Source organism: Pseudomonas atacamensis (assembly GCF_017167965.1).
Classification (GTDB): domain Bacteria; phylum Pseudomonadota; class Gammaproteobacteria; order Pseudomonadales; family Pseudomonadaceae; genus Aquipseudomonas; species Aquipseudomonas atacamensis.
Window position 1 is genome coordinate 5,825,059 of record NZ_CP070503.1, and the last position, 25,006, is coordinate 5,850,064.

The 25,006-nt window shown below is 61.3% G+C and carries 23 protein-coding genes and 1 tRNA gene; 7 read left to right on the forward strand and 17 right to left on the reverse strand.

The features are described from left to right. Positions 1-63 precede the first annotated feature (63 nt). The gene (locus JWU58_RS26350; RefSeq protein WP_206421265.1) at positions 64-1,449 is read right to left on the reverse strand and encodes a heavy metal sensor histidine kinase; all 1,386 of its coding nucleotides are present in this window, start codon (positions 1,447-1,449) and stop codon (positions 64-66) included. Then, positions 1,439-2,119 (reverse strand): heavy metal response regulator transcription factor, encoded by a 681-nt coding sequence (locus JWU58_RS26355; protein ID WP_041477440.1) that lies wholly within the window; start codon positions 2,117-2,119, stop codon positions 1,439-1,441. Before JWU58_RS26355 ends, JWU58_RS26350 begins: the two co-directional genes overlap by 11 nt. A gap of 136 nt (positions 2,120-2,255) precedes the next feature. Here JWU58_RS26355 and JWU58_RS26360 point away from each other — a divergent pair, with 136 nt between their 5' ends. Both JWU58_RS26360 and uraH read left to right on the forward strand, forming a co-directional pair. Next, the gene (locus JWU58_RS26360; RefSeq protein WP_122611176.1) at positions 2,256-2,741 is read left to right on the forward strand and encodes a GlcG/HbpS family heme-binding protein; all 486 of its coding nucleotides are present in this window, start codon (positions 2,256-2,258) and stop codon (positions 2,739-2,741) included. Between the two features lie 11 nt (positions 2,742-2,752). Next, positions 2,753-3,163 carry a hydroxyisourate hydrolase gene (gene uraH / locus JWU58_RS26365; protein WP_206421266.1) on the forward strand — a complete coding sequence of 137 codons (411 nt, stop codon included), beginning with the start codon at positions 2,753-2,755 and terminating at the stop codon, positions 3,161-3,163. Positions 3,164-3,321: 158 nt separating this feature from the next. On the opposite strand, the gene JWU58_RS26370 is transcribed toward uraH, so the two are convergent. After that, on the reverse strand, positions 3,322-3,999 hold the full coding sequence (locus tag JWU58_RS26370; RefSeq protein ID WP_123444115.1) for a Crp/Fnr family transcriptional regulator: 678 nt from the start codon (positions 3,997-3,999) through the stop codon (positions 3,322-3,324). Positions 4,000-4,083: 84 nt separating this feature from the next. On the opposite strand from JWU58_RS26370, the gene JWU58_RS26375 reads away from it, so the two are divergent. Next, positions 4,084-4,608 (forward strand): Mpo1 family 2-hydroxy fatty acid dioxygenase, encoded by a 525-nt coding sequence (locus tag JWU58_RS26375; RefSeq protein WP_206421267.1) that lies wholly within the window; start codon positions 4,084-4,086, stop codon positions 4,606-4,608. Positions 4,609-4,690: 82 nt separating this feature from the next. On the opposite strand, the gene JWU58_RS26380 is transcribed toward JWU58_RS26375, so the two are convergent. The 6 genes from JWU58_RS26380 to dibA form a co-directional block, all read right to left on the reverse strand. Then, complete coding sequence (locus JWU58_RS26380; RefSeq protein ID WP_206421268.1) at positions 4,691-5,680, reverse strand: sulfate/molybdate ABC transporter ATP-binding protein; 990 nt, start codon at positions 5,678-5,680, stop codon at positions 4,691-4,693. Positions 5,681-5,683: 3 nt separating this feature from the next. Then, positions 5,684-6,556 (reverse strand): sulfate ABC transporter permease subunit CysW, encoded by an 873-nt coding sequence (gene cysW / locus JWU58_RS26385; RefSeq protein ID WP_007917679.1) that lies wholly within the window; start codon positions 6,554-6,556, stop codon positions 5,684-5,686. A 12-nt stretch (positions 6,557-6,568) separates the two neighbouring features. After that, positions 6,569-7,387 carry a sulfate ABC transporter permease subunit CysT gene (gene cysT, locus JWU58_RS26390; RefSeq protein ID WP_016772245.1) on the reverse strand — a complete coding sequence of 273 codons (819 nt, stop codon included), beginning with the start codon at positions 7,385-7,387 and terminating at the stop codon, positions 6,569-6,571. Positions 7,388-7,513: 126 nt separating this feature from the next. After that, complete coding sequence (locus tag JWU58_RS26395; RefSeq protein WP_024011134.1) at positions 7,514-8,527, reverse strand: sulfate ABC transporter substrate-binding protein; 1,014 nt, start codon at positions 8,525-8,527, stop codon at positions 7,514-7,516. 139 nt (positions 8,528-8,666) lie between these two features. After that, positions 8,667-8,849, reverse strand: a complete 183-nt coding sequence (oscA, locus tag JWU58_RS26400) for a sulfur starvation response protein OscA (RefSeq protein ID WP_007917682.1) — start codon at positions 8,847-8,849, stop codon at positions 8,667-8,669. Between the two features lie 298 nt (positions 8,850-9,147). Then, positions 9,148-11,067 carry a phosphodiesterase DibA gene (gene dibA, locus JWU58_RS26405; RefSeq protein ID WP_206421269.1) on the reverse strand — a complete coding sequence of 640 codons (1,920 nt, stop codon included), beginning with the start codon at positions 11,065-11,067 and terminating at the stop codon, positions 9,148-9,150. A 147-nt stretch (positions 11,068-11,214) separates the two neighbouring features. Between dibA and desA the strand changes: the two genes are divergently transcribed. Beyond that, complete coding sequence (gene desA, locus JWU58_RS26410) at positions 11,215-12,399, forward strand: delta-9 fatty acid desaturase DesA (protein ID WP_071174023.1); 1,185 nt, start codon at positions 11,215-11,217, stop codon at positions 12,397-12,399. A gap of 195 nt (positions 12,400-12,594) precedes the next feature. Next, entirely contained in the window at positions 12,595-13,584 is a 990-nt protein-coding gene (locus JWU58_RS26415) for a GGDEF domain-containing protein (RefSeq protein ID WP_206421270.1), read from the forward strand. Positions 13,585-13,719: 135 nt separating this feature from the next. Here JWU58_RS26415 and JWU58_RS26420 read toward each other — a convergent pair whose 3' ends face one another. The 3 genes from JWU58_RS26420 to gabD form a co-directional block, all read right to left on the reverse strand. Then, positions 13,720-14,931: a response regulator gene (locus tag JWU58_RS26420; RefSeq protein ID WP_206421271.1), complete on the reverse strand. Its 1,212-nt coding sequence runs from the start codon at positions 14,929-14,931 to the stop codon at positions 13,720-13,722. Between the two features lie 134 nt (positions 14,932-15,065). Continuing rightward, positions 15,066-16,343, reverse strand: a complete 1,278-nt coding sequence (gene gabT / locus JWU58_RS26425; protein WP_016772251.1) for a 4-aminobutyrate--2-oxoglutarate transaminase — start codon at positions 16,341-16,343, stop codon at positions 15,066-15,068. A gap of 185 nt (positions 16,344-16,528) precedes the next feature. After that, positions 16,529-17,971: an NADP-dependent succinate-semialdehyde dehydrogenase gene (gene gabD / locus JWU58_RS26430; RefSeq protein ID WP_024011131.1), complete on the reverse strand. Its 1,443-nt coding sequence runs from the start codon at positions 17,969-17,971 to the stop codon at positions 16,529-16,531. A gap of 433 nt (positions 17,972-18,404) precedes the next feature. Between gabD and JWU58_RS26435 the strand changes: the two genes are divergently transcribed. Then, positions 18,405-18,481: transfer RNA gene (locus JWU58_RS26435), tRNA-Arg, on the forward strand. A 77-nt stretch (positions 18,482-18,558) separates the two neighbouring features. On the opposite strand, the gene JWU58_RS26440 is transcribed toward JWU58_RS26435, so the two are convergent. Beyond that, entirely contained in the window at positions 18,559-18,828 is a 270-nt protein-coding gene (locus tag JWU58_RS26440; RefSeq protein WP_016772252.1) for a hypothetical protein, read from the reverse strand. A 46-nt stretch (positions 18,829-18,874) separates the two neighbouring features. Continuing rightward, entirely contained in the window at positions 18,875-19,435 is a 561-nt protein-coding gene (locus tag JWU58_RS26445; protein WP_206421272.1) for a YbhB/YbcL family Raf kinase inhibitor-like protein, read from the reverse strand. A 139-nt stretch (positions 19,436-19,574) separates the two neighbouring features. Here JWU58_RS26445 and JWU58_RS26450 point away from each other — a divergent pair, with 139 nt between their 5' ends. Further along, entirely contained in the window at positions 19,575-21,098 is a 1,524-nt protein-coding gene (locus JWU58_RS26450; protein ID WP_206421273.1) for an FAD-dependent oxidoreductase, read from the forward strand. Between the two features lie 18 nt (positions 21,099-21,116). Here the strand turns inward: JWU58_RS26450 and pgaD are convergent, their stop codons facing one another. The 3 genes from pgaD to pgaB are packed head-to-tail and all read right to left on the reverse strand — an operon-like array spanning position 21,117 to position 24,998. Next, a complete protein-coding gene (gene pgaD / locus JWU58_RS26455) occupies positions 21,117-21,647 on the reverse strand; it encodes a poly-beta-1,6-N-acetyl-D-glucosamine biosynthesis protein PgaD (protein ID WP_123444120.1) in 531 nt (176 codons plus the stop codon). Then, positions 21,644-22,999 (reverse strand): poly-beta-1,6-N-acetyl-D-glucosamine synthase, encoded by a 1,356-nt coding sequence (pgaC, locus tag JWU58_RS26460; protein ID WP_056786973.1) that lies wholly within the window; start codon positions 22,997-22,999, stop codon positions 21,644-21,646. The genes pgaD and pgaC overlap by 4 nt, the downstream gene beginning before the upstream one ends. 1 nt (position 23,000) lies before the next feature. Next, complete coding sequence (gene pgaB, locus JWU58_RS26465) at positions 23,001-24,998, reverse strand: poly-beta-1,6-N-acetyl-D-glucosamine N-deacetylase PgaB (protein ID WP_122601359.1); 1,998 nt, start codon at positions 24,996-24,998, stop codon at positions 23,001-23,003. Between the last annotated feature and the right edge of the window lie 8 nt (positions 24,999-25,006).

Genomic DNA, 25,006 nt, shown 5'->3' on the forward strand with positions numbered 1-25,006 from the left:
GGCTCGCTCCCACAGTTGGAATGCGTTTCCTTGTGGGAGCGAGCCTGCTCGCGAAGAGGCCTGTCAATTCACCACAAACCCCAACTCAAACGCCATTCCCGACACATCACTACTCACCCGCACCCGCCCGCCATGCAAGTGCATGATCGACTGCACAATCGCCAACCCCAGCCCACCCGAATCCCCCGGTTCCGCCCTTGAGGGGTCGACGCGGTAGAACCGATCGAACAGTTTGCCCAAATGCTCAGGCGCGATGACCGGGCCGTGGTTGTGCACTTGCAGCCAGCACATACCCGGTTCATCGAAGCGTTGCAGGCTGATCAGGGTGCCGGGGTCGGCGTGGCGTACGGCGTTGGCCAGCAGGTTGCCGAGGGCGCGTTGCAGCAGTTGCTGGTCGGCGAGCAATTCGCCGTGCATGCGGTTTTGCAGTTGCAGGTCGCGGTCATCGGCCAGGGCTTCGAAGTAATCGCAGAGTTCGTCGCCGACGTTGCGCAAGTCCAGCGTGTGCAGATTGAGCGCACGTTCGGCCTGTTCCGCGCGGGCGAGGAACATCAGGTTCTCGGCCATGCGCTTGAGCCGTTCGAACTCTTCCATGTTCGAGGCCAGCACTTCCTGATATTCGGCCGTGCTGCGCGGATGGTTCAGGGCCTGGCCGTTGCTGGCCAGCAAGGTGTGCAGCGGCGTGCGGATTTCGTGGGCAAGGTCGGCGGAGAACTGCGAAAGGCGCTGCACGCTGTCGTCCAGCCGCGCCAGCATGGTGTTGAGCGCGTGCACCGGTTCGCGCAGTTCGCTCGGCGTGCCCTCGGTGGGCAGGCGTCGATCGAGGCTGCGCAGATCGATACTGCGCACCGCTTCGCTCAACTGATGCAAGGGCTGCAAGCCACGCCGCAGCAACAGCAGGCCCAGAGCAAACGCGAGCACCGCGCCGAGGCCGACGGACAGATACAGACGCAGGCGATAACTGCCGAGCATCTGCTCGCGCTCGCTGAGCACCTTGCCGGCGATCACTGTCAGGGTTTCACCGTTGGGGCCTTGGGCCTGGCCGGACAGCAAGGCCAGCTCGGCGCCGTCACTGGCCTGCCAGGTGAGCACGTCACGGCGCTGCGGCATTTGCTCTCGCGGTAATGCATTGAGCGCGGGCAGTTCACGCTGACGCGGGTTGATCGCGATCACGCTGGAACCGTCGGCCCGGCGCACCAGCAGCAGACTGTCGAGATTGCCGAGCATGTTCTGATACAGCCGTGGCCGTGCCTGCAAGGCGTCGAGGCTGTCGCTGTCGGCGAGCAAGGCGCGTACTTGCTCGAGGCGACCGAGCAGGGCCATGTCGTCACGAAAGGCCAATTCCGAGGCCAGCGAGCGGTAGAGGAACACGCCGATTGCGCTCAGCACCAGCGCGCAGACCATGGCGAACGCCAGCGCCAATCGCCAGGCGATCGACTTACTCCACATCGTCCGGCGCTTCCAGTTGATAACCGACGCCGCGCACGGTGTGGATAAGTTTCGGCATGTACGGGTCATCGACCTTGGCACGCAGGCGACGCACAGCGACTTCGACCATGTTGGTGTCGCTGTCGAAATTCAGGTTCCACACCTGCGAGGCGATCAGCGTGCGCGAAAGCACTTCGCCCTGACGGCTGGCAAGCAACTGCAACAGGGCGAATTCCTTGTTGGTCAGGGCAATGCGCTGGCCGCCGCGACTGACCCGGCGGCGCAGTACGTCGATTTCCAGGTCGGCGATGCTGTACGACTCGGCTTCGCGCATCGGCCCGCGTCGCAGCAGCGTGCGCACGCGCGCGAGCAGTTCGGCGAAGGCGAAGGGTTTGAGCAGGTAGTCATCGGCGCCCAGCTCAAGACCACGGACGCGGTCTTCGATGGCGTCCTTGGCGGTGAGAAACAGCACCGGTGTGGCGCCGCGCTGACGGATCAGTTGCAACAATTGCCAGCCGTTGAGGCCGGGCAGCATCACGTCGAGGATGATCAGGTCGTATTCCTGCTGCTCGATAAAATAGCGGCCGTCGAGGCCATTGAGCGCCACATCCACGGCGAAACCCGACTCGCCCAGGCCCTTGGCGAGGAAGTTGGCGGTTTTGGCTTCATCTTCTACGACCAGCAAACGCATGGCACACCTCGATTGATCAGGCACACAGGCTAGGCGTGTTCGGCGCCGTTGCCCATTACAAACTTGTAATCCGCCTGACGGAGTTCTGACGAAGTGCGCCGGTTAAGGTGCAGACCTTCCCAACCGGAGCCTGCACATGACCGTCAAATACCTTGTCGCCAGCCTGATCCTCGGCCTCAGCGGCGCCGCGAGCGCCACGCCAGAACTGCCGCGCCACGCCGATCTCGACCTGAAAACCGCACGCTGGCTGGCGGACAAGGCGATGAGCAGTTGCACCGGCACGGTGTCGGTACTCGACCGTGGCGGCAACCTGCTGGTGACTCTGCGTGGGGACGGCGTTGGCCCGCACAACACCGCCGCCAGCCAGCGCAAGGCCTACACCGCGCTGTCGACCAAGACGCCGACGCGGCTGTTCGCCGAGCGCGCCCGCAGCAACCCGGAAACCGCCAACCTCAACACCCTCGATGAATTGCTCTTGCTCGGCGGCGGCATTCCGCTGTTCGCCGGCAGCGAACTGGTCGGCGCCATGGGCGTGGCCGGTTCCGGCGGCGGTGAACAAGATGAAAACTGCGCCCGCGCCGCCGCCGACAAAGCCGGCCTGAGCATCACCCGTTCCCACTAAGGAGATCCACCATGACCACCCTGCGCATGACCCTCGCCGCGTTCGGCCTGAGCGCTGTTTCCAGCCTGGCGCTGGCCGCCGGCAATCCGCTGAGCGTGCACGTGCTCAACCTGGAAAACGGCCTGCCGTCACCGGGCATCAACGTCACCCTGGAAAAACACGTCGGCGAAAACTGGCAGCCACTGGCCCAAGGCACCACCAACGAGCAAGGGCGGATCGCCGAGCTTTTCCCGGCCAAACAGCCTTTTGAAGCAGGCGAATACCGCGTGGTGTTCAAGACCGGCGAGTACTACCAGAAGATCAAGCACGAGACGTTCTTCCCGGAAATTCCGGTGATCTTTCAGGTCAAGCAGACAGATCAGCACTACCACATCCCGCTGCTGCTGAGCCCGTACGGTTTCTCGACCTATCGCGGGTCGTAAGATAAACACAGATCCTTTGTAGGAGTGAGCCTTTGTGGTGAGGGGTTTATCCTCGCTGGCGTGCGCAGCAGTCCCTTTTTCAGGGCCGCTTCGCGCCCCAGCGGGGATAAATCCCCTCGCCACAGGTGCCAGTTCCGACATTGGATCGGCGTGAGTTTTTAGATCGTAGCCAGGGCACGCAGTCTTGCGGCATCGAGGATTGCGATTTCGCCGTAAGCCAACCCGATAATCCCCTGCCCCTGCAGATCCTTGAGGATCTGATTGGTGGTCTGCCGCGACAGCGACAGCATCGCCGCCAATTGCTCCTGCGGCAGTTGCAGCACCCGACGCGGTGCGTCGAGTTCGCCGTAGCCTTCGGCGATCATCAGCAAGCGATGCGCCAGACGTGCCGGGGCTGGCAGCAGGCTCAGCTGTTCGAGATTGATGAAGGCCAGGCGCAATTTGTGGCTCATCAACAGCGCCAGATGCCGCCAGTACTCCGGCTGTTCGTCGAGCAATTTGAGCATCGTCGCCTGCGGGATATTCAGCAAGGTACACGGCCCGACCGCATAGGCGTCATGGGTGCGTGGCTGACCGTCGAACAGGCAGATTTCGCCGAACCAGTGCGGCGCCTCCACCAGACTCAGCAAGGCCTCCTTGCCCTGCTCGCTGACCGCGCCGATGCGCACGGCGCCATCGAGCACTGCATACAGACCGCACGGCGCATCGCCACGCTGGAACAGTCGTTGTCCCGCCGTCAGCCGCCGCTCCCGGGCCAGCGCCAGCAGGCTATCCTGAAAAGATGCAGGCAGATGACTGAACCACTGGCCGCTGAGCAACCGTGCACGAATTTGCATAACCACTCCTGGAGTGTCGCCTGCCCGACAGAGCGAACGCGGATCCCGAGGGATGATGCATTCAACCCCACTGGAGGAACAACAATGAAAAGCCTCGTCGACCACCTCAGTCAATACGCCGCCTACCACCGCGACCCGCGCAACATCGCCAGCCACTTTATCGGCATTCCGCTGATCGTGGTGGCGGTGGCTGTGCTGCTGTCACGGCCGCAATGGACGCTGAGCGGATTGTGGATATCTCCAGCCGTTTTTGTGGCGCTGGCGTCGGCGTGGTTTTACCTGCGTCTGGAATTGAAGCTCGGCGTGTTGATGACCGTGCTGATGGGCCTGTCGGTGTGGGCCGGGCATGCACTGGCGCAGCAGAGCACCATGGTCTGGCTGAGCAGCGGCCTGGCGATGTTCGTGATCGGCTGGGTGATCCAGTTTGTCGGGCATCACTATGAAGGGCGCAAACCGGCATTTGTCGATGACATCAGCGCGCTGATTGTCGGGCCGTTGTTTGTCGTGGCCGAGCTGGCGTTCTTGCTCGGGCTGCGGCAGGAATTGAAACAAGAGATCGAGTTGCGGGCGGGTGTGGTGCGGGTCAATCCGAATCGCGCTGCTGTCTAGATCGTATTCGCGAGCAGGCTCGCTCCCACATTTGGAATAAGTTTTCCCTGTGGGAGCGAGCCTGCTCGCGAAGCTTTTGCCTTTAAATATTGGCGACTTTCTGCCAGACCTTCGGCTTGAAGAACAAGGTCTCACCCTTGGCCAGGCCGATCAGGCTGTCGTGATCCTTGACCACTTCCGCTTCGATCAGATCCGTCTGCCCTTCCACCTTCAGTGTCACCCGCGTCGTCGCGCCCAACGGGCGGATATCGCGCACTTCAGCGGCGTGGTGATCTTCCAGCTCATGCCTGGATAACGACACTTCGTGCGGGCGGAACAGCACGTGGTTGTCGTCGCTCAGCAGCAAGCGATTCGAGTCGCCGAGGAAGTGATAGACGAAATCGCTGGCCGGGTTTTCGTAGACGTCGCCCGGTGAGCCGATCTGCTCGATCACGCCTTTGTTCATCACCACGATACGGTCGGCGACTTCCATCGCTTCTTCCTGGTCGTGGGTCACAAACACCGAAGTCAGGTTGATGTCTTCGTGCAGCCGCGCCAGCCAGCGCCGCAGTTCCTTGCGCACCTTGGCATCGAGGGCGCCGAACGGTTCATCCAGCAGCAGCACTTTCGGCTCCACCGCCAAAGCACGGGCCAAAGCGATACGCTGACGCTGACCACCGGACAACTGCTCCGGGTAGCGATCCGACAACCAGTCCAGTTGCACCATGTTCAGCAGTTCGTGAACCTTGCTGGCGATCTGGCTTTCGCTCGGGCGCTGGTTTTTCGGTTTCATGCGCAGGCCGAACGCGACGTTGTCGAACACTGTCATGTGGCGGAACAAGGCGTAATGCTGGAACACGAAACCGACGTTACGATCACGCACATCGTGGCCGGAAACGTCTTCGCCGTGAAAAACGATGTTGCCCTGATCCGGGGTTTCCAGACCGGCAATAATGCGCAGCAAGGTGGTTTTGCCGCAGCCCGACGGACCAAGCAGCGCGACCAGCTCACCGCTGTGGATATCCAGGCTGATGTTGTCCAGCGCCTTGAACGCGTTGAAATTCTTGCTGACGTTACGCACTTCGATCGACATGAATTATTCCTCCGCGGCGCTGGCGCGCAGGCGGTTGATACGGTTTTCGCTCCACTGCTTGAGCAGCAGGATGAAGAGCGCCAGGATCAGCAACAGGCTCGCCACGGCAAACGCGGCCACGTGGTTGTATTCGTTGTAGAGGATCTCGACGTGCAGCGGCAAGGTGTTGGTCACCCCGCGAATGTGCCCGGAAACCACCGACACCGCACCGAATTCACCCATGGCCCGCGCCGTGCACAGCACCACGCCGTAAATCAGGCCCCACTTGATGTTGGGCACGGTGACGTGCCAGAACATCTGCCAGCCATTGGCCCCGAGCAGGCGCGCGGCCTCTTCTTCCTGGGTGCCTTGTTCCTGCATCAGCGGAATCAGTTCACGGGCCACGAACGGCACGGTGACGAAAATCGTCGCCAGCACAATGCCCGGCAGGGCGAAAACGATCTGGATGTCGTGATCCTGCAGCCACGGCCCGAACAGGCCCTGCGCACCGAACATCAGCACGTAGACCAGACCGGCGATCACCGGCGACACCGAGAACGGCAAGTCGATCAGCGTGACCAGCATGCTCTTGCCACGGAACGAGTATTTGCTCACGCACCATGCCGCACTGACGCCGAACACCAGGTTCAGCGGCACCGAGATCAGCACGGCGAACACGGTGAGTTTCAATGCCGAAAGCGCGTCCGGTTCAAAAATCGCGGTGAAGAACGCGCCGAGGCCGTTTTTCAGACCTTGCGATACGACGATGAACAACGGCAGCAGCAGAAACAGGAAAAAGATCAGCCAGCCAAGGCCGATCAGGATTCTGCGCGAAGTGGCACTGCCACGGCGCGCAGCGTTGGCCGAAGAGGCGGCCGCAATGGACGATTGGGACATGTTCGCGCCTCCTTATGGAGTTTCGATGCGCCGCTGCAGCAAGTTGATCAGCAGCAACAGGATGAAGGAAACCACCAGCATCAGTACGCCGATGGCGGTAGCGCCGGTGTAATCGTATTGGTCGAGTTTGACCATGATCAGCAGCGGCAGGATCTCGGTTTTCATCGGCATGTTGCCGGCAATGAAAATCACCGAACCGTACTCGCCGACGCCACGCGCGAACGCCAGCGCAAAACCGGTCAGCCAGGCGGGCAGCAGTGCCGGAACCAGAATGTGGCGGAATACCTGCCATGGCTTCGCACCCAGGCACGCCGCCGCTTCTTCGACTTCACGGGGAATATCGGCCAGCACCGGCTGCACCGTGCGCACCACGAACGGCAGCGTGACGAAGGTCAGCGCGAGGGTGATGCCCAGCGGGGTGTAGGCGATCTTGAAACCGAGGTCAGCGGCAAATTGCCCGACCAGCCCGGCCGGCGCGTACAGCGCGGTCAGCGCAATACCGGCCACGGCTGTCGGCAGGGCGAACGGCAGATCGATCATCGCGTCGATCACCTTGCGCCCGGGGAAGGTGTAGCGCACCAGCACCCAGGCCAGCAACGTGCCGATGATGCCGTTGATGATCGCCGCGCACAGCGCGGTGCCGAAGCTCAGCTTCAATGCCGCCAGTACCCGCGGTGCGGAGATGATCGTCCAGAACTGATCCCAGGTCAGCTGGGCGGCGTGGACGAACATCGCCGCCAGCGGGATAAGCACAATCAGGCTGAGGTACACCAAGGTGTAACCCAGCGTCAGCCCGAAGCCGGGTATGACGGGGGAGATACGACGCGACATAAAAGTCCCTGGTTGAAAACGCATCAATGTGGGAGCGAGCCCTGTGGTGAGGAGATTTATCCCCTCACCACAAAAGCTCAGTCCCACATGTCATGTGCCCAGACATCAGGCCGGTTGAGGGCGAGATTACTGCGCCTGATAAATCTGGTCGAACACGCCGCCGTCGTTGAAGAATTTCGGCTGCGCGGATTTCCAGCCGCCGAAGTCCTTGTCGATGGTCACCAGTTCCAGTTTCGGGAACTGCTGGGCGTACTTGGCCGCTACGTCCTTGTCACGTGGACGATAGAAGTTTTTCGCGGCGATTTCCTGGCCGGCCGGGCTGTACAGATGCTTGAGGTAGGCTTCGGCGATCTGCGCGTTGCCCTTCTTCTCGGCGTTCTTGTCGACCACCGCCACGGGTGGTTCGGCGAGGATCGACAGCGACGGCACGACGATATCGAACTTGTCTGCGCCGCCGTCTTCTTTCAGCGCCAGAAACGCTTCGTTTTCCCAGGCCAGCAACACGTCGCCCTGACCGTTGTTGACGAAGGTAATGGTCGAACCACGGGCGCCGGTGTCGAGGATCGGCACGTGCTTGAACAGGGTTTGTACGTATTCCTTCGCCTTGGCCTCATCACCGCCGTTGGCTTTCAGGCCATAGGCCCACGCGGCGAGAAAGTTCCAGCGCGCACCGCCCGAGGTTTTCGGGTTTGGCGTGATCACCGAGACATCGTTCTTGACCAGATCGCCCCAGTCCTTGATGCCTTTCGGGTTGCCCTTGCGCACCAGGAACACGATGGTCGAGGTGTACGGCGTGCTCGCTTCCGGCAGACGCTTCTGCCAGTCGGCGGGCAGGCTCTTGCCGAGCTTGGCGATTTCATCGATGTCGCCAGCCAAGGCCAGGGTCACCACGTCAGCCCGCAGGCCATCGATCACCGCACGGCCCTGCTTGCCCGAGCCACCGTGGGACTGCTGGATTTTCACCGTGTCGCCGGCATGATCCTGCTGCCAGAACTTGATGAATTCGGCGTTGTATTCCTGATACAGCTCGCGCGTCGGGTCATACGACACGTTGAGCAGCTCGTAATCCTTGGCAACGGCGGAACCGGCAAACACGGCACTGGCCAGCGCGGCCAAAGCATAACGGCGAATCGACGACATGGTGAAAGCTCCTGGAATTCCTGGTGGTGGCTTGTTCTTATGTATTGCTGGAATCGGGTCCCGTTGAAAGATCGCCGCCTTCGCCAGCTCCTGCACACAGCCCCCTGTAGGAGCCGCCGCAGGCTGCGATCTTTTGATTTCAGCCCGGTTGTTTACCGGGTTGCTGCAAACGAAATTTCTCTTTGCGTTCGATCTGTACGACTTGCGCGTTGTGCACAGTGATCTCCACCGCGCCGAACCGCAGATCGCGCAGGGCGCTCTGGATTTCCCGCAAGATGGTGCTTTCGTCCTGACCGTCAACACTGCGAAGGGATGCGCTCATGGTGCTGCTCCTTTGAAGGGGATTTGCCTGGCAGTGGGCGGCACTGCGTTCGGCGTGGGAGCAATATAAGAGAGGCATGGATATTCTTAAAAAGACTATTTAAGAATGTTTATATAACCAGAAAATAATATGAGAGACGGCAAGGGGTTTGCGCTGATTTGAAATCGTCAAGAGAACTTGTGGCGAGGGGATTTATCCCCGATGGACTGTGTAGCAGTCCCATTTCTTGGGGCCGCTACGCGACCCAACGGGGATAAATCCCCTCACCACAAGGTCGGTGATAGCCATATAGGCCTATTCAGCCAATCAATGGCGTTTTCGCCCAATCAAGCCGATCCGCAGACACCGGCCGCCCAAACCAGTAGCCCTGCCCCAGATCGCATTCCTGCGCCAACAGGAATGTCGCCTGCTCAGCCTGCTCGATCCCCTCGGCATGCACCTGCATACCCATGCTCCGCGCCAGCGCGATGATCACCCGGACAATCGCCACGTCATCCTCATCCCACGGCAACCCGGCGACGAAGCCCTGATCAATCTTGAGTTTCTGCACCGGCAGGCGCTTGAGCCGCAGCAACGACGAATAGCCGGTGCCGAAATCATCGATGGCCAGACGCACACCCAGCTCGCGCAAGCGATACATCTGTTCCAGCGCCACTTCCGGGTCGTCCATCACCGCGCTTTCGGTAACTTCCAGTTCCAGATACGCCGGATCCAGCCCCGTGTCGTGCAGCACCTGCGCTACCTGCTGGTAAAGCTCACGTCGGGCAAACAGCCGCGAGGAGACATTCACCGCGACGAACGCCAGCACCACGCCGCTCTGCTGCCATTGGCACATCTGCCGGCAGGCCTGCTGCATCACCCACGCATCGATCTCGGCGATCAGCCCGGTACGCTCGGCAATCGGAATGAATTCTGCCGGTGACACCAGACCGCGCTGTGGATGCTGCCAACGCACCAGTGCCTCGACGCCGATCAGACGGCTGCTGTGCAGGTCATGCACCGGTTGGTAGTAGACGCGCAACTCCTCCTGCTCCAGTGCACGGCGCAGCTCGAAGGCGATTTCGACCCGTTGCTGGGCATGGGCGGTCAGCTCTTCGGTATACAGCGCGTAGCCATTGCGTCCGCTGCTTTTGGCCTTGAACAGCGCGCTGTCGGCGTTGCGTAACAACTGCTCGGCGCTGAGGGCATCGCTGGGAAACAGGCTGATGCCGATGCTGGCGTTGATGAACAGTTGATTGCCATCTACCAGCACCGGCTCCTTCAAGGCGTCCAGAGTCCGTTGCGCCAGCGCGGCAGCCTGGGCCGGCTGTGGACAACTTTCCGCGAGCACCGCGAACTCGTCACCGCCGAGCCGCGCCAAGGTAATGCCGTGGCCGAACAGTTCCTGCAAACGCGTCGCCACCGCTTTTAGCAATCGGTCGCCGACGTTATGCCCGAGGCTGTCGTTGATCATCTTGAAATGATCCAGATCGAGCATCAGCAGCGCGCAGCCACGCTTGTGTGTCTGCGCGGAAGACAACGCCTGCTCGGCGCGGTCGCTGAACAGCAGGCGATTGGGCAGATCGGTCAACGGATCGTGATGCGCCAGGTGTTTGAGCTCGGACTCGGAATCCTTGATCGCACTGATGTCGGAGAACACCGCCACGTAATGGCTGAGCCGTCCGGAATCATCGTGAATCACCCGGATGGTTTGCCACTGTGGATAAATCTCGCCAGTCTTGCGCCGGTTCCAGATCTCGCCGCTCCATTCACCTTCAGCCTCGAGGGTAGCGAACATCGCCTGATAGAAGCCCGGCGGATGATGGCCGGACTTGAACAGACTGGGCTGCTGGCCGATGACCTCGTCGCGCCGATAACCGGTGATCTCGATAAAGGCGCGATTGACGTGGACGATCAGGCCCCGGTGGTCGGTAACCAGCACCCCTTCGCGGGTGCAGTCGAACACGGCGGCCGCCTGACGCAGACGCTCACGGTCGGTGTGGCGCTCGCGCAAATGCGCGCCGATGCCGAGAAACCCGCACAGCCGCGCCCGTGCGAGGAAAATCAGCACGGCGCTGATCGTTGCCAGCAGATAACCGTTGATCAGTTGCCAGCGGGCCAGCGAACTGGAGTCATCGAAGAATCTGCTTAATAAATGATCGGAAACCTGCAGCCACACGGCGGCGAGTACGAGGTAGAGCAGCGCTGCACGCAAGGCATCGCGGTAAGTCGCAGACATTCGGTCGTCCATGTCCCTACAAAAAGGTTGGAATTATAGGTCAAGAAACATTCAGCGACTTCTTATCTGAAAGGGCGACTGGTTTTATCTGTGTGCTTAGTGATAATGCAACGGCTGTTTTTATCTTTATCGAGGGCCCTATAGCCTATGTGGTACGAAGGTTTTCTTGGCTTGTCGGCCTGGTCACTGGTCGCGGTCACCCTGCTGATGACCCATGTGACGATTGTTGCCGTCACGGTCTATCTGCACCGTTACTCGGCCCATCGCTCGCTCGAGCTGAATGCGGGTCTGAAACACTTTTTCCGTTTCTGGCTGTGGCTGACCACGGCGCAGAACACCCGCGAGTGGACCGCCATCCACCGCAAACACCACGCCAAATGCGAAACCGAGGATGACCCGCACAGCCCGGTCATCAAGGGCCTGTCCACGGTGCTGCGCACCGGTGCCGAGCTGTATCGCAGCGAAGCGCAGAACCCGGAAACCTTGCGTATCTACGGCAAGAACTGCCCGGAAGACTGGATCGAACGCAACCTCTACAGCCGTTATCCGCTGCTGGGCGTGGCGATCATGGGCGTGATCGACCTGCTGCTGTTCGGCACCATCGGCATCACCATCTGGGCGATCCAGATGATGTGGATTCCGGTGTGGGCCGCTGGCGTGATCAACGGCCTCGGCCATGCCGTCGGCTACCGCAACTTCGAATGCCGTGACGCGGCGACCAATCTGGTGCCGTGGGGCATCCTGATCGGCGGCGAAGAGCTGCACAACAACCATCACACCTACCCCAACTCCGCCAAGCTGTCGGTGAAGAAGTGGGAATTCGACCTCGGCTGGGCGTGGATCAAGGTCTTCTGCTTCCTGCGTCTGGCCAAGGTGCAGCGGGTCGCACCGATTGCCCACCGCGTCGAAGGCAAGGGCAGCCTGGACATGGACACCGCCATGGCGATCCTCAACAACCGCTTCCAGATCATGGCCCAGTACCGCAAATTGGTGATCGGCCCGCTGGTCAAGCAAGAGCTGGCCAAGGTCGATCATTCGGTGCGCCACCAGTTCCACCGGGCCAAACGCCTGCTGTCGCGGGAAACCAGCCTGCTGGAAGACCGTCATCACTTGCGCATCCAGACCATGCTCGAACACAGCCATGCGCTGAAAGTGATCTACGAGAAACGCCTGGCTTTGCAGCAGATCTGGGTCAAGACCAGTTCCAATGGCCACGACATGCTCGCCGCCATCAAGGAATGGATTCACGAGGCCGAGGCCAGTGGCATCCAGTCGTTGCGTGACTTTGCTGATCAGCTGAAAACCTACTCGCTGCGTCCCGCGACTGCCTGACCGGCAACGAGGCTGCGATCTCGAAGATCGCAGCCTCGTTGCGCTCTTCGGTTCCTGCACCTCGCCGCCCGGCGGGACTCGGTAATGGCCGGGAACTTCGCCGAAAATCCCCTATCTCAAAGACACTTCGCCATTCCGGCGGGTTGTCCTGTGGCCGTTGTCGACATTGCGGCGCGCCCTTTGAGATTTGTGCCGATGGTCAACAACAACCAGAAAGACACATCCTTCACCCAATGGCCTGAGGCCGCGCAAACGCTGATGGCGCTGATGCATGCGCAGGGCGAAGTCGCGCGCCTGAGCGAGCGCGAACAATTGATCAGTTCGCTGCTGGTCAGCGTCAACGCCGTGCTCTGGGCTTTCAACTGGGAAACCCGACAGGTTTTGTACGTCAGCCCGGCATATGAACGGATCTTCGGCCGTTCCGCCGCGCTTGTGCTGGCTGACTACAACCAATGGCGCGACAGCATTTATCCCGACGATCTGGAGTACGCCGAGCGGAGCCTCGCCGAAGTCCTGCACCGAGGTGCGGTGGAAGATCGCGAGTACCGCATCATCGCGGCCGATGGCCAGGTGCGCTGGCTCAGCGACAAATGCTTTATCAATCGCCAGGACGAGCCCGGGCAGCCGGTGATCATCGTCGGCATCGCCGAAGACATCACCGACAAAAAACACATGGAAACCGAGCTGCAACGCTTGGCCACCACCGATGTGCTGACGCAAAGCAGCAACCGCCGCCACTTCTTCGAATGCGCCCACCGCGAGTTCGCCGAGGCGCGGCGCCAAGGCACACCGCTGGCCTTCCTGCTGCTGGACATCGACGATTTCAAAGTGATCAACGACAGCTACGGCCACCCCGAAGGCGACAATGTGCTGCAACGAATCGCCGAATGCGGGCGCGGCTCATTGCGCCGTGGCGACCTGTTCGGGCGGATTGGCGGTGAGGAGTTCGCCGCGGTGTTCCCCGGCTGTGCACCGGAGATGGCGGTGCAAGTGGCGGAGCGCCTGCAACAGGAGATCCAGCGACTGCGCTTTAACCACGACGGCCAAGCATTCAGCATCACCGTAAGCCAGGGCCTGACCAACCTCACCGACGAAGACAAAAGCCTGGACAGCCTGTTCGCCCGCGCGGATGCCGCGATGTACGAGGCGAAACGGCAGGGCAAGAACCGGATCATTGCGGCCTGACCCGTATTTTGTGGCTGCAGCAATTCCTGTGGGAGCGGGCTTGCCCGCGATGAGGCCTGCACCTTCAACAAAAATGTTGCTTGCGCTGGCGCCTTCGCGAGCAGGCTCGCTCCCACATTGGAATGTGGTGATCTGTCATTTGCGCATCCGCATCAACTCCGGCAGCCCGATCTTGAGCAACCGCGCCGTCCGGCTCTTCGCCAGTTCCTCAACGCCTTCATGCTCGGTCAGCCGCGCCATCTGCGCGGCCATGTGCATCACCAGCGCCTCGCGACTGTAAACGCCACCACCGAGCTGGTAGGCCGAAGCAATCAACTCGCGCAACTCCAGCGGCAGACGCCAGCGGGTGCGCAATGCCGAGCCATAAGAGGCGCCAAACTTCGCCAACGCTTCACCGACCTCCTCCAACTCGTCCAGCTCGCCGCCGGCCTGCTGCCATTCCTGCAGGCAGCGCAGCAGCGCCAGATCGCCGAGCCGATGCAGCATGCCCGCGCAATAGCAGCGCTCCTGATCCAGATCGAGCAGGCGTGCCAGCGTGCGGGCGTATTCCGCCGTGTGCAGTGACAGCCCCCAATAGCGCTCGGCGTAATCCGCCAGGCATGGATCGCTGAGCCGCGCGCTGCGTTTGAGCGCCAGCCCGAGAATCAGGTTCATGCTCTGCCCGGTGCCGAGTCGGTGCAGCGCCTGGGCCAGGGTTTGCACCGGCGCGCCGTAGTGTTGCGCGGCACTGTTGGCGGCTGCGATCAGCACGGCGGTAATCTGCGGATCGGTGCGGACCTCTTCTTCCAGCAGCTTGAGGTCCAGCCCCTCGGGATTGAGGCTGCGCTTGACCGCCACTTGCACGTCGGTCATCAACGGCGCGCCATCGGCCTGCTCGCGACGCCGCTCAAGGAACACCGAGAGCGTTATGCCCGGCGCCAGTGCCGGCACTTCGCAAACCACTGCTTCGCCAGCGTTGAGCAGCAACCCCTGCAAGCGCTCGGTCAGGCCTTCCATGTTCAACGGTTTGGTCAGGTACGCCGTCGGCGCCAGCGGAATCGCTTCGCGCACGCTGGCGCTGTCGTTGCGGCTGCTCATCAGAATGAACGGCAGCGGCGGATTGCGTTTGCGCTGGCGGACGCTGCGCAGCACATGCAATCCGTCGATGCCAGGCAGCTCCCAATCGACGATGGCCAAGTCATAGGGCACCTCGCTGAGCAACGACATTGCCTGCTGGCCATCGGCACACAAATCCAGGCGCGCATCGCAGCGCACATTGAGCAGCACTTGTTTGAGCAGGTCACGGGACCAGGGATCAGCCTCGGCAATCAGCACCCGGGGTACGGCGGGTAAATCAACGGCAGTCATGCGCGCTCTCCTTGCAATGCCTGAACCTTAGCCAATGCTGGCGATTCGATACAGCGCAAACAGGTCCGATGTGTTTCAAGGGACGAAAAAAACCCGCCGAAGCGGGTTTTTGTCGAGCGGGTCACACGAGCGGATCAGAGTTCAGAGAAGCACTCTTCGATGATCGCCAGGCCTTTGTCCAGTTGCTCGTCTGGCGACGTCAGCGGAACCAGCACACGCAGCACGTTACCGTAAGTGCCGCAGGACAGCAGGATCAGGCCCTTGTCACGCGCCTTGGCCACCACGGCAGCCACGGCAGTCGGGTTCGGCTTGTGGCTGTCGCCGTTTTCGAACAGCTCGACCGCGATCATTGCGCCCAGCGCACGCACTTCACCGATCACCGGGTACTTGGCCTGAATCGCCTTCAAACCGGTGACCAGGCGCTCGCCGACAGCCTTGCAGCGGTCCAGCAATTGCTCTTCTTCAAACACTTCCATGACTGCCAGCGCAGCGGCGCAAGCGATCGGGCTACCGGCGTAGGTGCCGCCCAGACCGCCCGGAGCGATGGCGTCCATGTACTCAGCCTTGCCGCACACGCCGGCCAGCGGGAAGCCGCCAGCGATAGACTTGGCGAAAGTGGTCAGATCGGCGGCAACGCCCATCTGTTCCATGGCGAAGAAGGTGCCGGTACGGCCAGCGCCGGTCTGCACTTCGTCCGCAATCAGCAGAATGCCGTGCTGGTCGCACAAAGCGCGCAGACGCTTCATGAATTCCTTCGGCGCGACGTAGAAACCACCTTCGCCCTGCACTGGCTCGATGATGATTGCAGCGATGTCTTTCGGCTCGGCATCGTTCTTGAAAATGCGCTCGATGGAAGCGATCGAATCGTCGATGCTCACGCCGTGCAGTTCGTTCGGGTACAACGCGCGGAAGATGCCGCCTGGCATCAGGCCCATGCCGGCCGAGTACGGCACGACTTTACCGGTCAGGCCGAGGGTCATCATGGTGCGACCGTGGTAAGCGCCGGTGAAAGCGATCACGCCAGCGCGGCCAGTGGCGGCACGGGCGATCTTCACGGCGTTTTCGACGGCTTCGGAACCGGTGGTGACCAGCAGGGTTTTCTTGGCGAAATCACCCGGCACCTTGGCGTTGATTTTTTCGCACAGCTCAACGTAGGGCTCGTAAGCCAGCACCTGGAAGCAGGTGTGGGTCAGCTTGTTCAGCTGTTCAGTCACGGCGGCGATGATTTTCGGGTGCACGTGGCCGGTGTTCAGTACAGCGATACCGCCGGCGAAGTCGATGAACTCACGACCTTCAACGTCGGTCACGGTGGCGTTCTTTGCCGACTCGGCGAAGATCGGGTGAATCTGGCCAACACCACGAGGTACGGCATTGGTGCGGCGGGCCATCAGTTCAGCGTTAGTCTTGCTCATTACAGTCCTCATTCGCCGCTCATCGGGCGGCGTGGTTCAAGGATGAAGCGGGAGAAATCGGCGGTGGCAGCATGCGATGATCGACTGCCACGGCGTTCCTGGCCGCAGAGAAAATTCCTGTTTGAAACGACGCAAAGGGACAGCGCTCTCGTGCCCTTTGCGTTTGCAGCGATCCCTTTCCCGGCTTAGATGCCCAGGCAGAGGTATTTGATTTCCAGGTAGTCTTCGATGCCGTACTTGGAGCCTTCACGGCCCAGGCCCGAAGCCTTGATGCCGCCAAACGGCGCGACTTCGTTGGAGATCAGCCCGGTGTTGACGCCGACCATGCCGTACTCCAGCGCTTCGGCGACACGGAACACACGGCCAAGGTCACGAGCGTAGAAGTAAGAAGCCAGACCGAATTCGGTGTCGTTGGACATGGCGATCACTTCGGCTTCGTCTTTGAAGCGGAACAGCGGCGCCAGCGGACCAAAGGTTTCTTCCTTGGCCACGGCCGCGTTTTTCGGCACGTTGGTCAGAATGGTCGGCTCGAAGAAGTTGCCTTCCATCGCCTTGCCGCCCGCCAGTACGGTGGCGCCTTTGCTTACGGCATCAGCGATGTGTTCCTGAACCTTGGCCACGGCTTTTTCGTCGATCAGCGGGCCGGTGGTGGTGCCGTCTTCCAGACCGTTGCCGATCTTCAGTTTGGCCACCGCCACTTTCAGCTTCTCGGCGAACGCATCGTAGACCGCGTCCTGAATGTACAGACGGTTGGCGCAGACGCAGGTCTGGCCGTTGTTGCGGTACTTGGAAATGATCGCGCCTTCGACGGCCTTATCCAGATCGGCGTCGTCGAACACGATGAACGGCGCGTTGCCGCCCAGTTCCAGCGAGACTTTCTTGATGTCCTTGGCGCATTCGGCCATCAACTGGCGACCGATTTCGGTCGAGCCGGTGAAGGACAGTTTGCGCACGATCGGGTTGCTGGTCAGCTCGCTGCCGATGTCACCGGCGCTGCCGGACACCACGCTGAACACACCCGCCGGAATGCCCGCGCGCTGAGCCAGTTCGGCGAGGGCGAAAGCGGAAAATGGAGTTTGCGATGCTGGCTTGAGCACCATGGTGCAACCGGCGGCCAGCGCTGGGCCGGCCTTGCGGGTGATCATTGCTGCCGGGAAGTTCCACGGAGTGATCGCAGCGGTGACGCCGATCGGCTGCTTGATCACGATCAGGCGCTTGTCCGGCTGGTGGCCGGGAATCACATCACCGTAGATGCGCTTGGCTTCTTCGGCGAACCACTCGATGAACGATGCGGCGTAAACGATTTCGCCCTTGGCTTCGGCCAGCGGCTTGCCTTGCTCGAGGGTCATCAGGCGCGCGAGGTCGTCCTGGTTCTCGATCATCAGTTCGAACCAGCGACGCAGCTTGCCGGCACGCTCTTTGGCGGTCAGCGCACGCCAGGCCGGCAGCGCTTTGTCAGCAGCTTCAATGGCACGGCGGGTTTCGGCGGCGCCCATCTTCGGCACGGTGCCGAGGATTTCGCCGGTGGCCGGGTTGTTGACCTTGATCGTCTGACCGTTGTCGGCATCGACCCAAGCGCCATCGATGAAGGCTTGCTGGCGGAACAACTGGGTGTCTTTAAGCTGCATGTCGGCTTTCCTTAACAGCACCGCGGCCTGCGCGGAGCAAATTATGATTGTAGAAAGGCGCCTCGCAAGGCTGCCGTCAGGGAAATCAGTGAGCGGATTGTGGCGCATCAACAGTGCACGACCGGGCGCACTTGCGCTGCAACATCCCGCCAAAGAGCGTTTGAAATCTCAAACGGATCGTAGGTTCAAAGGGGGTAAAGGACAATAGGTCGTTCGAAAAAAAGAACAAAAATGCCGTTTTTCAGATCAACGTACTGAAAACCCGTGCCGCAGGAAAAACCTTAGATCAACCCCGGCAAAGCGCCAAGCGAGGGTTTTGCAGGACGTTACCGCTTTAAGGAATGCAGCGATTTTGCGCCGACACGCACACTGACAAAACCCGCCAAACCCGGCATGGACGCCCCGAGCCGACCTAGGTATGATGTCGCCCGCTGCACCAGTAGCTCAGCTGGATAGAGTACTGCCCTCCGAAGGCAGGGGTCGTGGGTTCGAATCCCGCCTGGTGCACCATGAATCATACGAGAAAGCCCCGGACTGTGATGGTCCGGGGCTTTTTTGTGAGCAATGACGAGGTCGCTGGAACGCCGTCACTCCGTCGTCCAGTCAAACTCATCATATTCATCGTCGTCATCCCCCTCCTCCTCAGCCTCGTCAAATACCTCGTCTTCTTCAACGAGGTCTTCTTCCGGCTGATTCAGCAGAAATTCCTTACGTGTCTCGGTTACTGCCCGCCGCATTTGTTCGCCCTTTTCCGGGCAGTTGAGTAGCTGGGCGATGCGGTCGATTTTTGCTGCCACGGTGTCCTCCAGCGCATTGGCAATGGCTCGATAGTGCGCGTTTTCGCGGGGCAATGCCAAATGGCTGGGGAATCAGAGCAGTCAGCCGCCCGTGAGCGGCCGAGCCTCAGCGGTGATAACGCCGCACCGCGCTGCTGTTGCGCAGCACATGGCCTTTGATTTTCTCCATCAGCTCGGCGCGGGTCAGGCCAGCCGGCAGGGCGTCCGGGGCGAGGTCGAGGGCGTAGATCTGAATGATGTAGTGGTGCGCGCTGTCGCCCACTGGCGGGCATGGACCCATGTAATGGGTGTTGCCTTTGCTGTTGGTGCCGCCGACGCCTTCGAGGGCGGATTTGGCGCCGACGCCGGCCGCGATCTGGTGGGTGGTGGGTTTGATGCCGTAGTGAATCCAGTGATCGACGCCCAAGCCTTTCTGGCCGTCCGGGTCGTGCATGACGATGGCGTAGCTCTGGGTACCGGCCGGGCCGGCATTCCAGCTCAGCGCTGGCGACTGGTTCTTGCCGCCGCAGCCGGGTGCGTCACTTGCCGCTGCCGAGGTGAACAGACGGTTATCCGACACGCCGGGGATGCTCAGGGTGAAGCGCTCCTGGGCCTGCGCCTGGAACTGCACGCAAAGGGTCACGGCGATGGCCGCCAGCCATGGGTTGAGAGAGGTCAATCGGGTCATTCCGGGAGCACCTTGTGCAGTGAGGCCGTCGTCGGCCCGCAGACTATAGCTGTACCGTTCGTGCCTTGGCAGTAGCAAATGGCTGAACCTCGCGCGGCGCCGCCAACTCACAAGAAAAATGCCTGCGAGGAAGCCGAACATGTCCCTGCACCGTGTCGCCCGTTTCGCCGATGTCCCGCAAGACCGTGGCCTGCAAGTCGAAATCGGCGACTGCAAGATCGTCCTGCTGCGTGCCAACGGCGAGTTGCGGGCGTTTCAGGGCCTGTGTCCACACGCCGGGGCGCCGTTGGCCGAGGGGGCGCTGTGTCACGGCAGGTTGATCTGCCCCTGGCACAAAGCCGCGTACCGTGCCGAGGACGGCGGCCTGTGCGAGCCGCCATCACTGGACAGTCTCAAACGCTATCCGCTGGAGTTGCGCGGCGATGAAGTCTGGGTCGATGACCAGCCCCTGCCCGATCCGCACACCCCGCCCGCTGACGACCCAAGAACATTCGTGGTGGTCGGCGCCGGGGCTGCGGGCACGGCTTGCGCGGCGGCATTGCGGGAGAAGGGTTTTGGCGGGCGCATCGTGCTGGTCGATGGCGAACCGGATGCCGGCTACGACCGCACGGTGTTGAGCAAATTTGTCCTCGCCGGGGAGATGTCGCCCAAAGAAGTGCCGCCGCTGCGCGATGAGGCGTTCTATCAAGCGCAACGCATTGAACGTGTGCAAGGCGAAGTGACTTCACTCGACGCCCCAGGCAAAGCACTCCATCTGAACAACGGCGGCATCCTGCGCTACGACGCCGCTGTACTCGCCACCGGTGGCGCGCCCAATCCGTTGAAGCTGCCTGGTGCCGAGTTGGCCAACGTCTTCGTCCTGCGTTCGAAAGCACAGGCTGAACAGATCATCAACGCCGCTCAACCGGGCCAGCGCGCGGTCATCATCGGCGACAGTTTTATTGCTCTCGAATGCGCGTCGGCCCTGCGCGAGTTCGGCCTCGACGTCACCGTGCTGGCACGCCATGCAATCCCGTTCGCCAAGCAGTTCGGCGAAGCGGTGGGCAAAGCGATTCGCGGGTTGCACGAAGAGCAAGGGGTGAAGTTCATCAGCGAACACGAGGCTACGCAGATCCTTGGCGAGGACAAGGTCGAGGGCGTGCTGCTCGACAACGGTCTGCGCCTGGCGGCGGATCTGGTTCTCGCCGGCGTCGGCGTTCACCCGGCCACTGAACCTTTCGAATCATTGCCCAAGGAAGAAGACCAATCGTTGCGTGTTGATGACGGCATGCGCGTCAGCGATGGCCTGTGGGCCATCGGCGATATCGCCACGTTTCCGTTGAATGGCCAGCCAACCCGCATTGAGCATTGGCGCCTGGCCCAGCAACACGCGCGCATCGCTGCGGCCAATATGCTCGGTGGCGAGGAACATTATCTGGATGTGCCGTTTTTCTGGACCTACCACTTTGGCAAGAATTACGACTATCTCGGTCACGCGCAGGAATGGGACGAGGTCGAGTTCAGCGGTGAGCCGGAACAGCCGCCGTTCATTGGCCTGTTTGCAAAAGACGGCATCGTCGTTGCGGCGGTGGCCTGCGACAAGCAACGCGCAATGGCGCTGCTGGCCGAGCGAATGAAGCAACCTTTGCGGATGAAAGAGGCCTGGACGCTGATCCAGGCCTGACACCGGCGCTGTGCGAGGTCAGGTCAGGCGTTTCACCGGCTCGCGACTGTCGTCTTCTTCGGCATGCAGAAAGATCACCCGTGGATGCTCCAAAGGTGCCAGCGGCGCCGGCAGTGCTTGCTGCTGAAGCGGCCAGAAGTGCGTTTCGACATGGCTGATGTCGCCGTCCTGATCGTTGTGAATGGTCATCACCCCCGGCGTGCGCAATTTCTGGAAACGCTCGTCGCACAGCTTGAAACTCTTGCTCAGACCTTCATCGCCAATCACCGGTGACGGCAAACGGCGCTGGGCGAAGCTGCGGCTTTTGCGTTGCTGGTAACGCGCCCAACCGATCAGGATCACCGCGTTGACGAGCGCCACCCACATATAAACCTGCAGAGTCCCCAAGGCATCGAACGCCGAATGATCGATGCGCGGGCCGCCGCTGGTTTCGATCAATGGCCATAACCCGCGTACCAGCAGGAACAGCAGGCCGACCCAGGCCAGGACGGTGAGGATCACGTCGATCACCACCAGAAAGGGCCGTTGGCGAGTCCGGATAATTTTCATTTGATGACTTCCTCCTGGTCGTCGCCCAGCGGTTTGATACCCCGATCAGGACTGACCCAGCGCGCGCGTTTTTTGTGTTGGCTGAACAACACCTTGGGGAAACTGACCAGGGTGGTCAGCAGACTGACGAGCCAGAACACCAGCGGATACCAGACCACCCAGAACATGGTCTTGCCCAGACCCGGTTCATAGCGCCGATCGATGATAATGCTGACAGCGAACTGCACCAGGCAGACGAACGCCAGCAACAGGCCGGTGAAGGCCGGCGGCATCAGGTGATCGACGGCGATCGCGTCGGGCATGACCATGAACTTGCCCATGCCCCAGAAAATCACCGACAGCAGGAAAGTGAAGGCCCAACCGGTGGACAGGCAGTATTCGAACAGCAGCGGCCACAGGTAGCGATGGCGGTACTGCCAGATGCCGCGAATGTTCTTGAACAGCACTTCGGCGCCACCCTGAGCCCAGCGCAGACGCTGCTTCCACAGGCCGCCGAGGGTTTCCGGCATGAGGATCCAGCACAGCGCACGCGGTTCGTAGAAGATGCTCCAGTGATCCAGTTGCAGCTTCCAGCTGATGTCGATGTCTTCGGTGATCATGTCCGGGCTCCAGTAGCCGACCCGGTTCAGCGCAGTACGACGGAACGCGACGATCACGCCGGAGACGGTGAAGATGCGCCCGAACACCCGTTGCGTACGTTTGATCAGCCCGATGATCGAGGAGAACTCGCCGACCTGCACCCGCCCGATCAAGGTCGAACGCGTGCGGATCCGCGGGTTGCCGGTCACTGCGCCAAGACGTGCGTTATCCAGCATCGGCGCGACCAGATAAGCCGCAGTGTTCGGGGCCAGCAAGGCGTCGCCATCGATGCACACCAGATACTCGCTGCGCGCAGCGATCGCGCCCATGCGCAGAGCCACAGCCTTGCCCTGGTTTTCCGCCAGATGCAGCACCCGCAGTCGCGGATCTTCCTTGGCCAGCGCATCGAGCACTTCGGCGGTGTTGTCCTTGGAGCCGTCGTTGATCGCGATCACTTCGATGTTCGGGTAGTGCTGGGCCAGCGCCGCGTAAATGGTATCGGCAGCGTTATCGCCTTCGTTGTAGCAAGGAATCAGGATCGAAATCAGCGGCTCGCCTTCCAGCGGCGGCGGCAGCGTGTCGTCCTGCCATGGCCAGTGGCGCTCCCAGTGCAGCCAGAAATACAGGCCGCCGGCGATCCACAACCCGGACATGAACAGTGGGTAGAAGAACACGAACGACATCAGGAACTGGCCGGTCACCAGGAAGATCAGCCCCAGCGGAACGCCAAGGACAATCGCCAGAACAAGCAGGGCTAACAGTCTATCCAGCATGTTATGGATTCCATTTGTTGGAGAGTGCAGGCCTTACGGTTTTCAGGTCTGGCAGGTTGTCGAGGAAGTTGTCCGGGTAGTAACCGAAACTGGTCGCGCCCTGGCGCTTGAGCCGGCCCATCCAGTCCGCCAGATGCACGGCATCGATATCGGCCTGATCCTTCTGGTTCCAGTCACGCGCCTGCAATTCGAACACGGTGCGGTTGAGCGCGCCGGGACGTTTCTTCACCGTGGCAACCAGTTCTTCCAGCCACGGGCCGGACTCGGCCAGTGTCTGTTTTTCCATCAATGGCATGGCCATCGGCGCCGTCCAGTCGTAGGTGGCGAGGAAGTCATCGAGGTTCTGCGCGAACCACGCTTCGCTTTCAGGATTGAGCATCGGTTCGGCGAAGATGTTGCGTGCGGTCAGCACTTGCGGGCCGCGAATCGCACGGACCTTCGCGGTCAGTTCGTTGGTGAAGTCGATCAGGTAGCGGCTCTTGAAACGCGTCCAGCGTTGCATCGCCGCCGGATCGTCGCGCAGCGCGGCAATCGAACCCGGCAGACCTTGAGCGGCGTACGCCTTCAAGGCATCCGGGCTGGCGTCTTCGAAATCCGAGAGCACCGCATCGTCGTGGTAGAGAATGCCGTCGACCGAGGTCAGCCGCGCCACGTCTTCATAGATTTCACCGATGATCTTGCGCACTTCGGGGTTGAACGGTGACAGGCGTTTGTACTGCTTCGGATCGACCGAGGTGATGGCGGTTTCCGGATCCCAGCGGGTTACACGCGGCAGCTTCGAATCCAGTTCGAAACTCAGCACCGGCATCCACGCAAAGACTTTCACATGGGCACGGGTGCGCAACTGCCAGGCGACGCGGTCGAACAGGTCGGCGCGCATCGGCAGGTGACGGTTGGGGAAGTACAGCGAATGCACCAGACCATCGCCCTTGGGATCGGCGAAGGCTTGCAGGAACACCGTGCTGGCGCCCAGGTCAGCCATGCGCTGCACCAGTTTGCCAAGGTTGATGTCCTGCTGCGCTGGGTCCGGGTCGTAGACGTTGTCGAGATCGACATGCACCACGCGCATCGGTGCTTCGGCCTGCACCGAAACGATGCTGTTGGCGAAATGCTCGCCGTCAGGATCGGACGCGACGAGAAAGCGCGGCCCGCTCATCAGGTTATCGAGGGTGTCGAGGCCGTCGTCCAGGGTCAGGGCCATTTCATAGCCCTCCTCACCGACCACGGTCAGCGAGGTACCGTCGGCGGTGCCGTACGGCCAGACCCAGACCCGTGGTTTGTAACCGGTGGCCTTGCGGATCTTCTCGGAAATGTTCTTCACGTCGGTACGAATGCGTGCCTGGAAATCGGCTTCGGATTCATAGCGCTTGGTCACCGGGTCATAACGCCGGGTCGCGGCGGCCGGTTGCAGGTTGCCCTGCGGGTTGGCAAGGATGCCTTTGTGGTTGGCATCGGTGTGAGCGGCGATCTCTACCAACCCGGACTTGGAAATTTCGCGGATCTGCTGCCAGGTCAGGAAGTTGTCACGGTTACGCGGCGTGCCGGCGAAATCCACCGGTTGATTGAGCGGCGTGTCGATCCAGGTGCCCACCGGCGCCAGCAAGGCTGGCCAGTTGTAGGCGCGCAGCACCGGCAGCACGCGGGTATAGAAGCTGGCGTAACCGTCGTCGAAACTGAGCAGCACCGCTCTCGCCGGCAGCTCCGGGCCACCCTTGCGCGCGGCCATGATCTGGTCGACGGTCACTGGTTTGTAGCCGTTTTCGCGCAGCCAGGCGAGCTGCTCGATCATGCGCTCGGTGCGCACCGCCACTACGGCCTGATCGGGATCACGGTCTTCGACATCGTGATAGGCGATGCCGAGCACATGGTTTTTTGGCCACGGTTGTTCACTGGCCGCGACCGGGCGCTCGGAGGGCGGCGCGAAGGCCGGGGCTTGCTGGGCGCAGGCGCTGATCAGCAGCGCTCCCAGCAGAAGGATGAAACGCGAGATAAAAGGCATCTTCAAAC

What these genes read in the sequence shown, in the direction of transcription:
- JWU58_RS26350 (WP_206421265.1), bottom strand. Translation starts at nt 1,449, where the DNA reads ATGTGGAGTAAGTCGATCGCCTGGCGATTGGCGCTGGCGTTCGCCATG.
- JWU58_RS26355 (WP_041477440.1), bottom strand. Translation starts at nt 2,119, where the DNA reads ATGCGTTTGCTGGTCGTAGAAGATGAAGCCAAAACCGCCAACTTCCTC.
- JWU58_RS26360 (WP_122611176.1), top strand. Translation starts at nt 2,256, where the DNA reads ATGACCGTCAAATACCTTGTCGCCAGCCTGATCCTCGGCCTCAGCGGC.
- uraH (WP_206421266.1), top strand. Translation starts at nt 2,753, where the DNA reads ATGACCACCCTGCGCATGACCCTCGCCGCGTTCGGCCTGAGCGCTGTT.
- JWU58_RS26370 (WP_123444115.1), bottom strand. Translation starts at nt 3,999, where the DNA reads ATGCAAATTCGTGCACGGTTGCTCAGCGGCCAGTGGTTCAGTCATCTG.
- JWU58_RS26375 (WP_206421267.1), top strand. Translation starts at nt 4,084, where the DNA reads ATGAAAAGCCTCGTCGACCACCTCAGTCAATACGCCGCCTACCACCGC.
- JWU58_RS26380 (WP_206421268.1), bottom strand. Translation starts at nt 5,680, where the DNA reads ATGTCGATCGAAGTGCGTAACGTCAGCAAGAATTTCAACGCGTTCAAG.
- cysW (WP_007917679.1), bottom strand. Translation starts at nt 6,556, where the DNA reads ATGTCCCAATCGTCCATTGCGGCCGCCTCTTCGGCCAACGCTGCGCGC.
- cysT (WP_016772245.1), bottom strand. Translation starts at nt 7,387, where the DNA reads ATGTCGCGTCGTATCTCCCCCGTCATACCCGGCTTCGGGCTGACGCTG.
- JWU58_RS26395 (WP_024011134.1), bottom strand. Translation starts at nt 8,527, where the DNA reads ATGTCGTCGATTCGCCGTTATGCTTTGGCCGCGCTGGCCAGTGCCGTG.
- oscA (WP_007917682.1), bottom strand. Translation starts at nt 8,849, where the DNA reads ATGAGCGCATCCCTTCGCAGTGTTGACGGTCAGGACGAAAGCACCATC.
- dibA (WP_206421269.1), bottom strand. Translation starts at nt 11,067, where the DNA reads ATGTCTGCGACTTACCGCGATGCCTTGCGTGCAGCGCTGCTCTACCTC.
- desA (WP_071174023.1), top strand. Translation starts at nt 11,215, where the DNA reads ATGTGGTACGAAGGTTTTCTTGGCTTGTCGGCCTGGTCACTGGTCGCG.
- JWU58_RS26415 (WP_206421270.1), top strand. Translation starts at nt 12,595, where the DNA reads ATGGTCAACAACAACCAGAAAGACACATCCTTCACCCAATGGCCTGAG.
- JWU58_RS26420 (WP_206421271.1), bottom strand. Translation starts at nt 14,931, where the DNA reads ATGACTGCCGTTGATTTACCCGCCGTACCCCGGGTGCTGATTGCCGAG.
- gabT (WP_016772251.1), bottom strand. Translation starts at nt 16,343, where the DNA reads ATGAGCAAGACTAACGCTGAACTGATGGCCCGCCGCACCAATGCCGTA.
- gabD (WP_024011131.1), bottom strand. Translation starts at nt 17,971, where the DNA reads ATGCAGCTTAAAGACACCCAGTTGTTCCGCCAGCAAGCCTTCATCGAT.
- JWU58_RS26445 (WP_206421272.1), bottom strand. Translation starts at nt 19,435, where the DNA reads ATGACCCGATTGACCTCTCTCAACCCATGGCTGGCGGCCATCGCCGTG.
- JWU58_RS26450 (WP_206421273.1), top strand. Translation starts at nt 19,575, where the DNA reads ATGTCCCTGCACCGTGTCGCCCGTTTCGCCGATGTCCCGCAAGACCGT.
- pgaD (WP_123444120.1), bottom strand. Translation starts at nt 21,647, where the DNA reads ATGAAAATTATCCGGACTCGCCAACGGCCCTTTCTGGTGGTGATCGAC.
- pgaC (WP_056786973.1), bottom strand. Translation starts at nt 22,999, where the DNA reads ATGCTGGATAGACTGTTAGCCCTGCTTGTTCTGGCGATTGTCCTTGGC.
- pgaB (WP_122601359.1), bottom strand. Translation starts at nt 24,998, where the DNA reads ATGCCTTTTATCTCGCGTTTCATCCTTCTGCTGGGAGCGCTGCTGATC.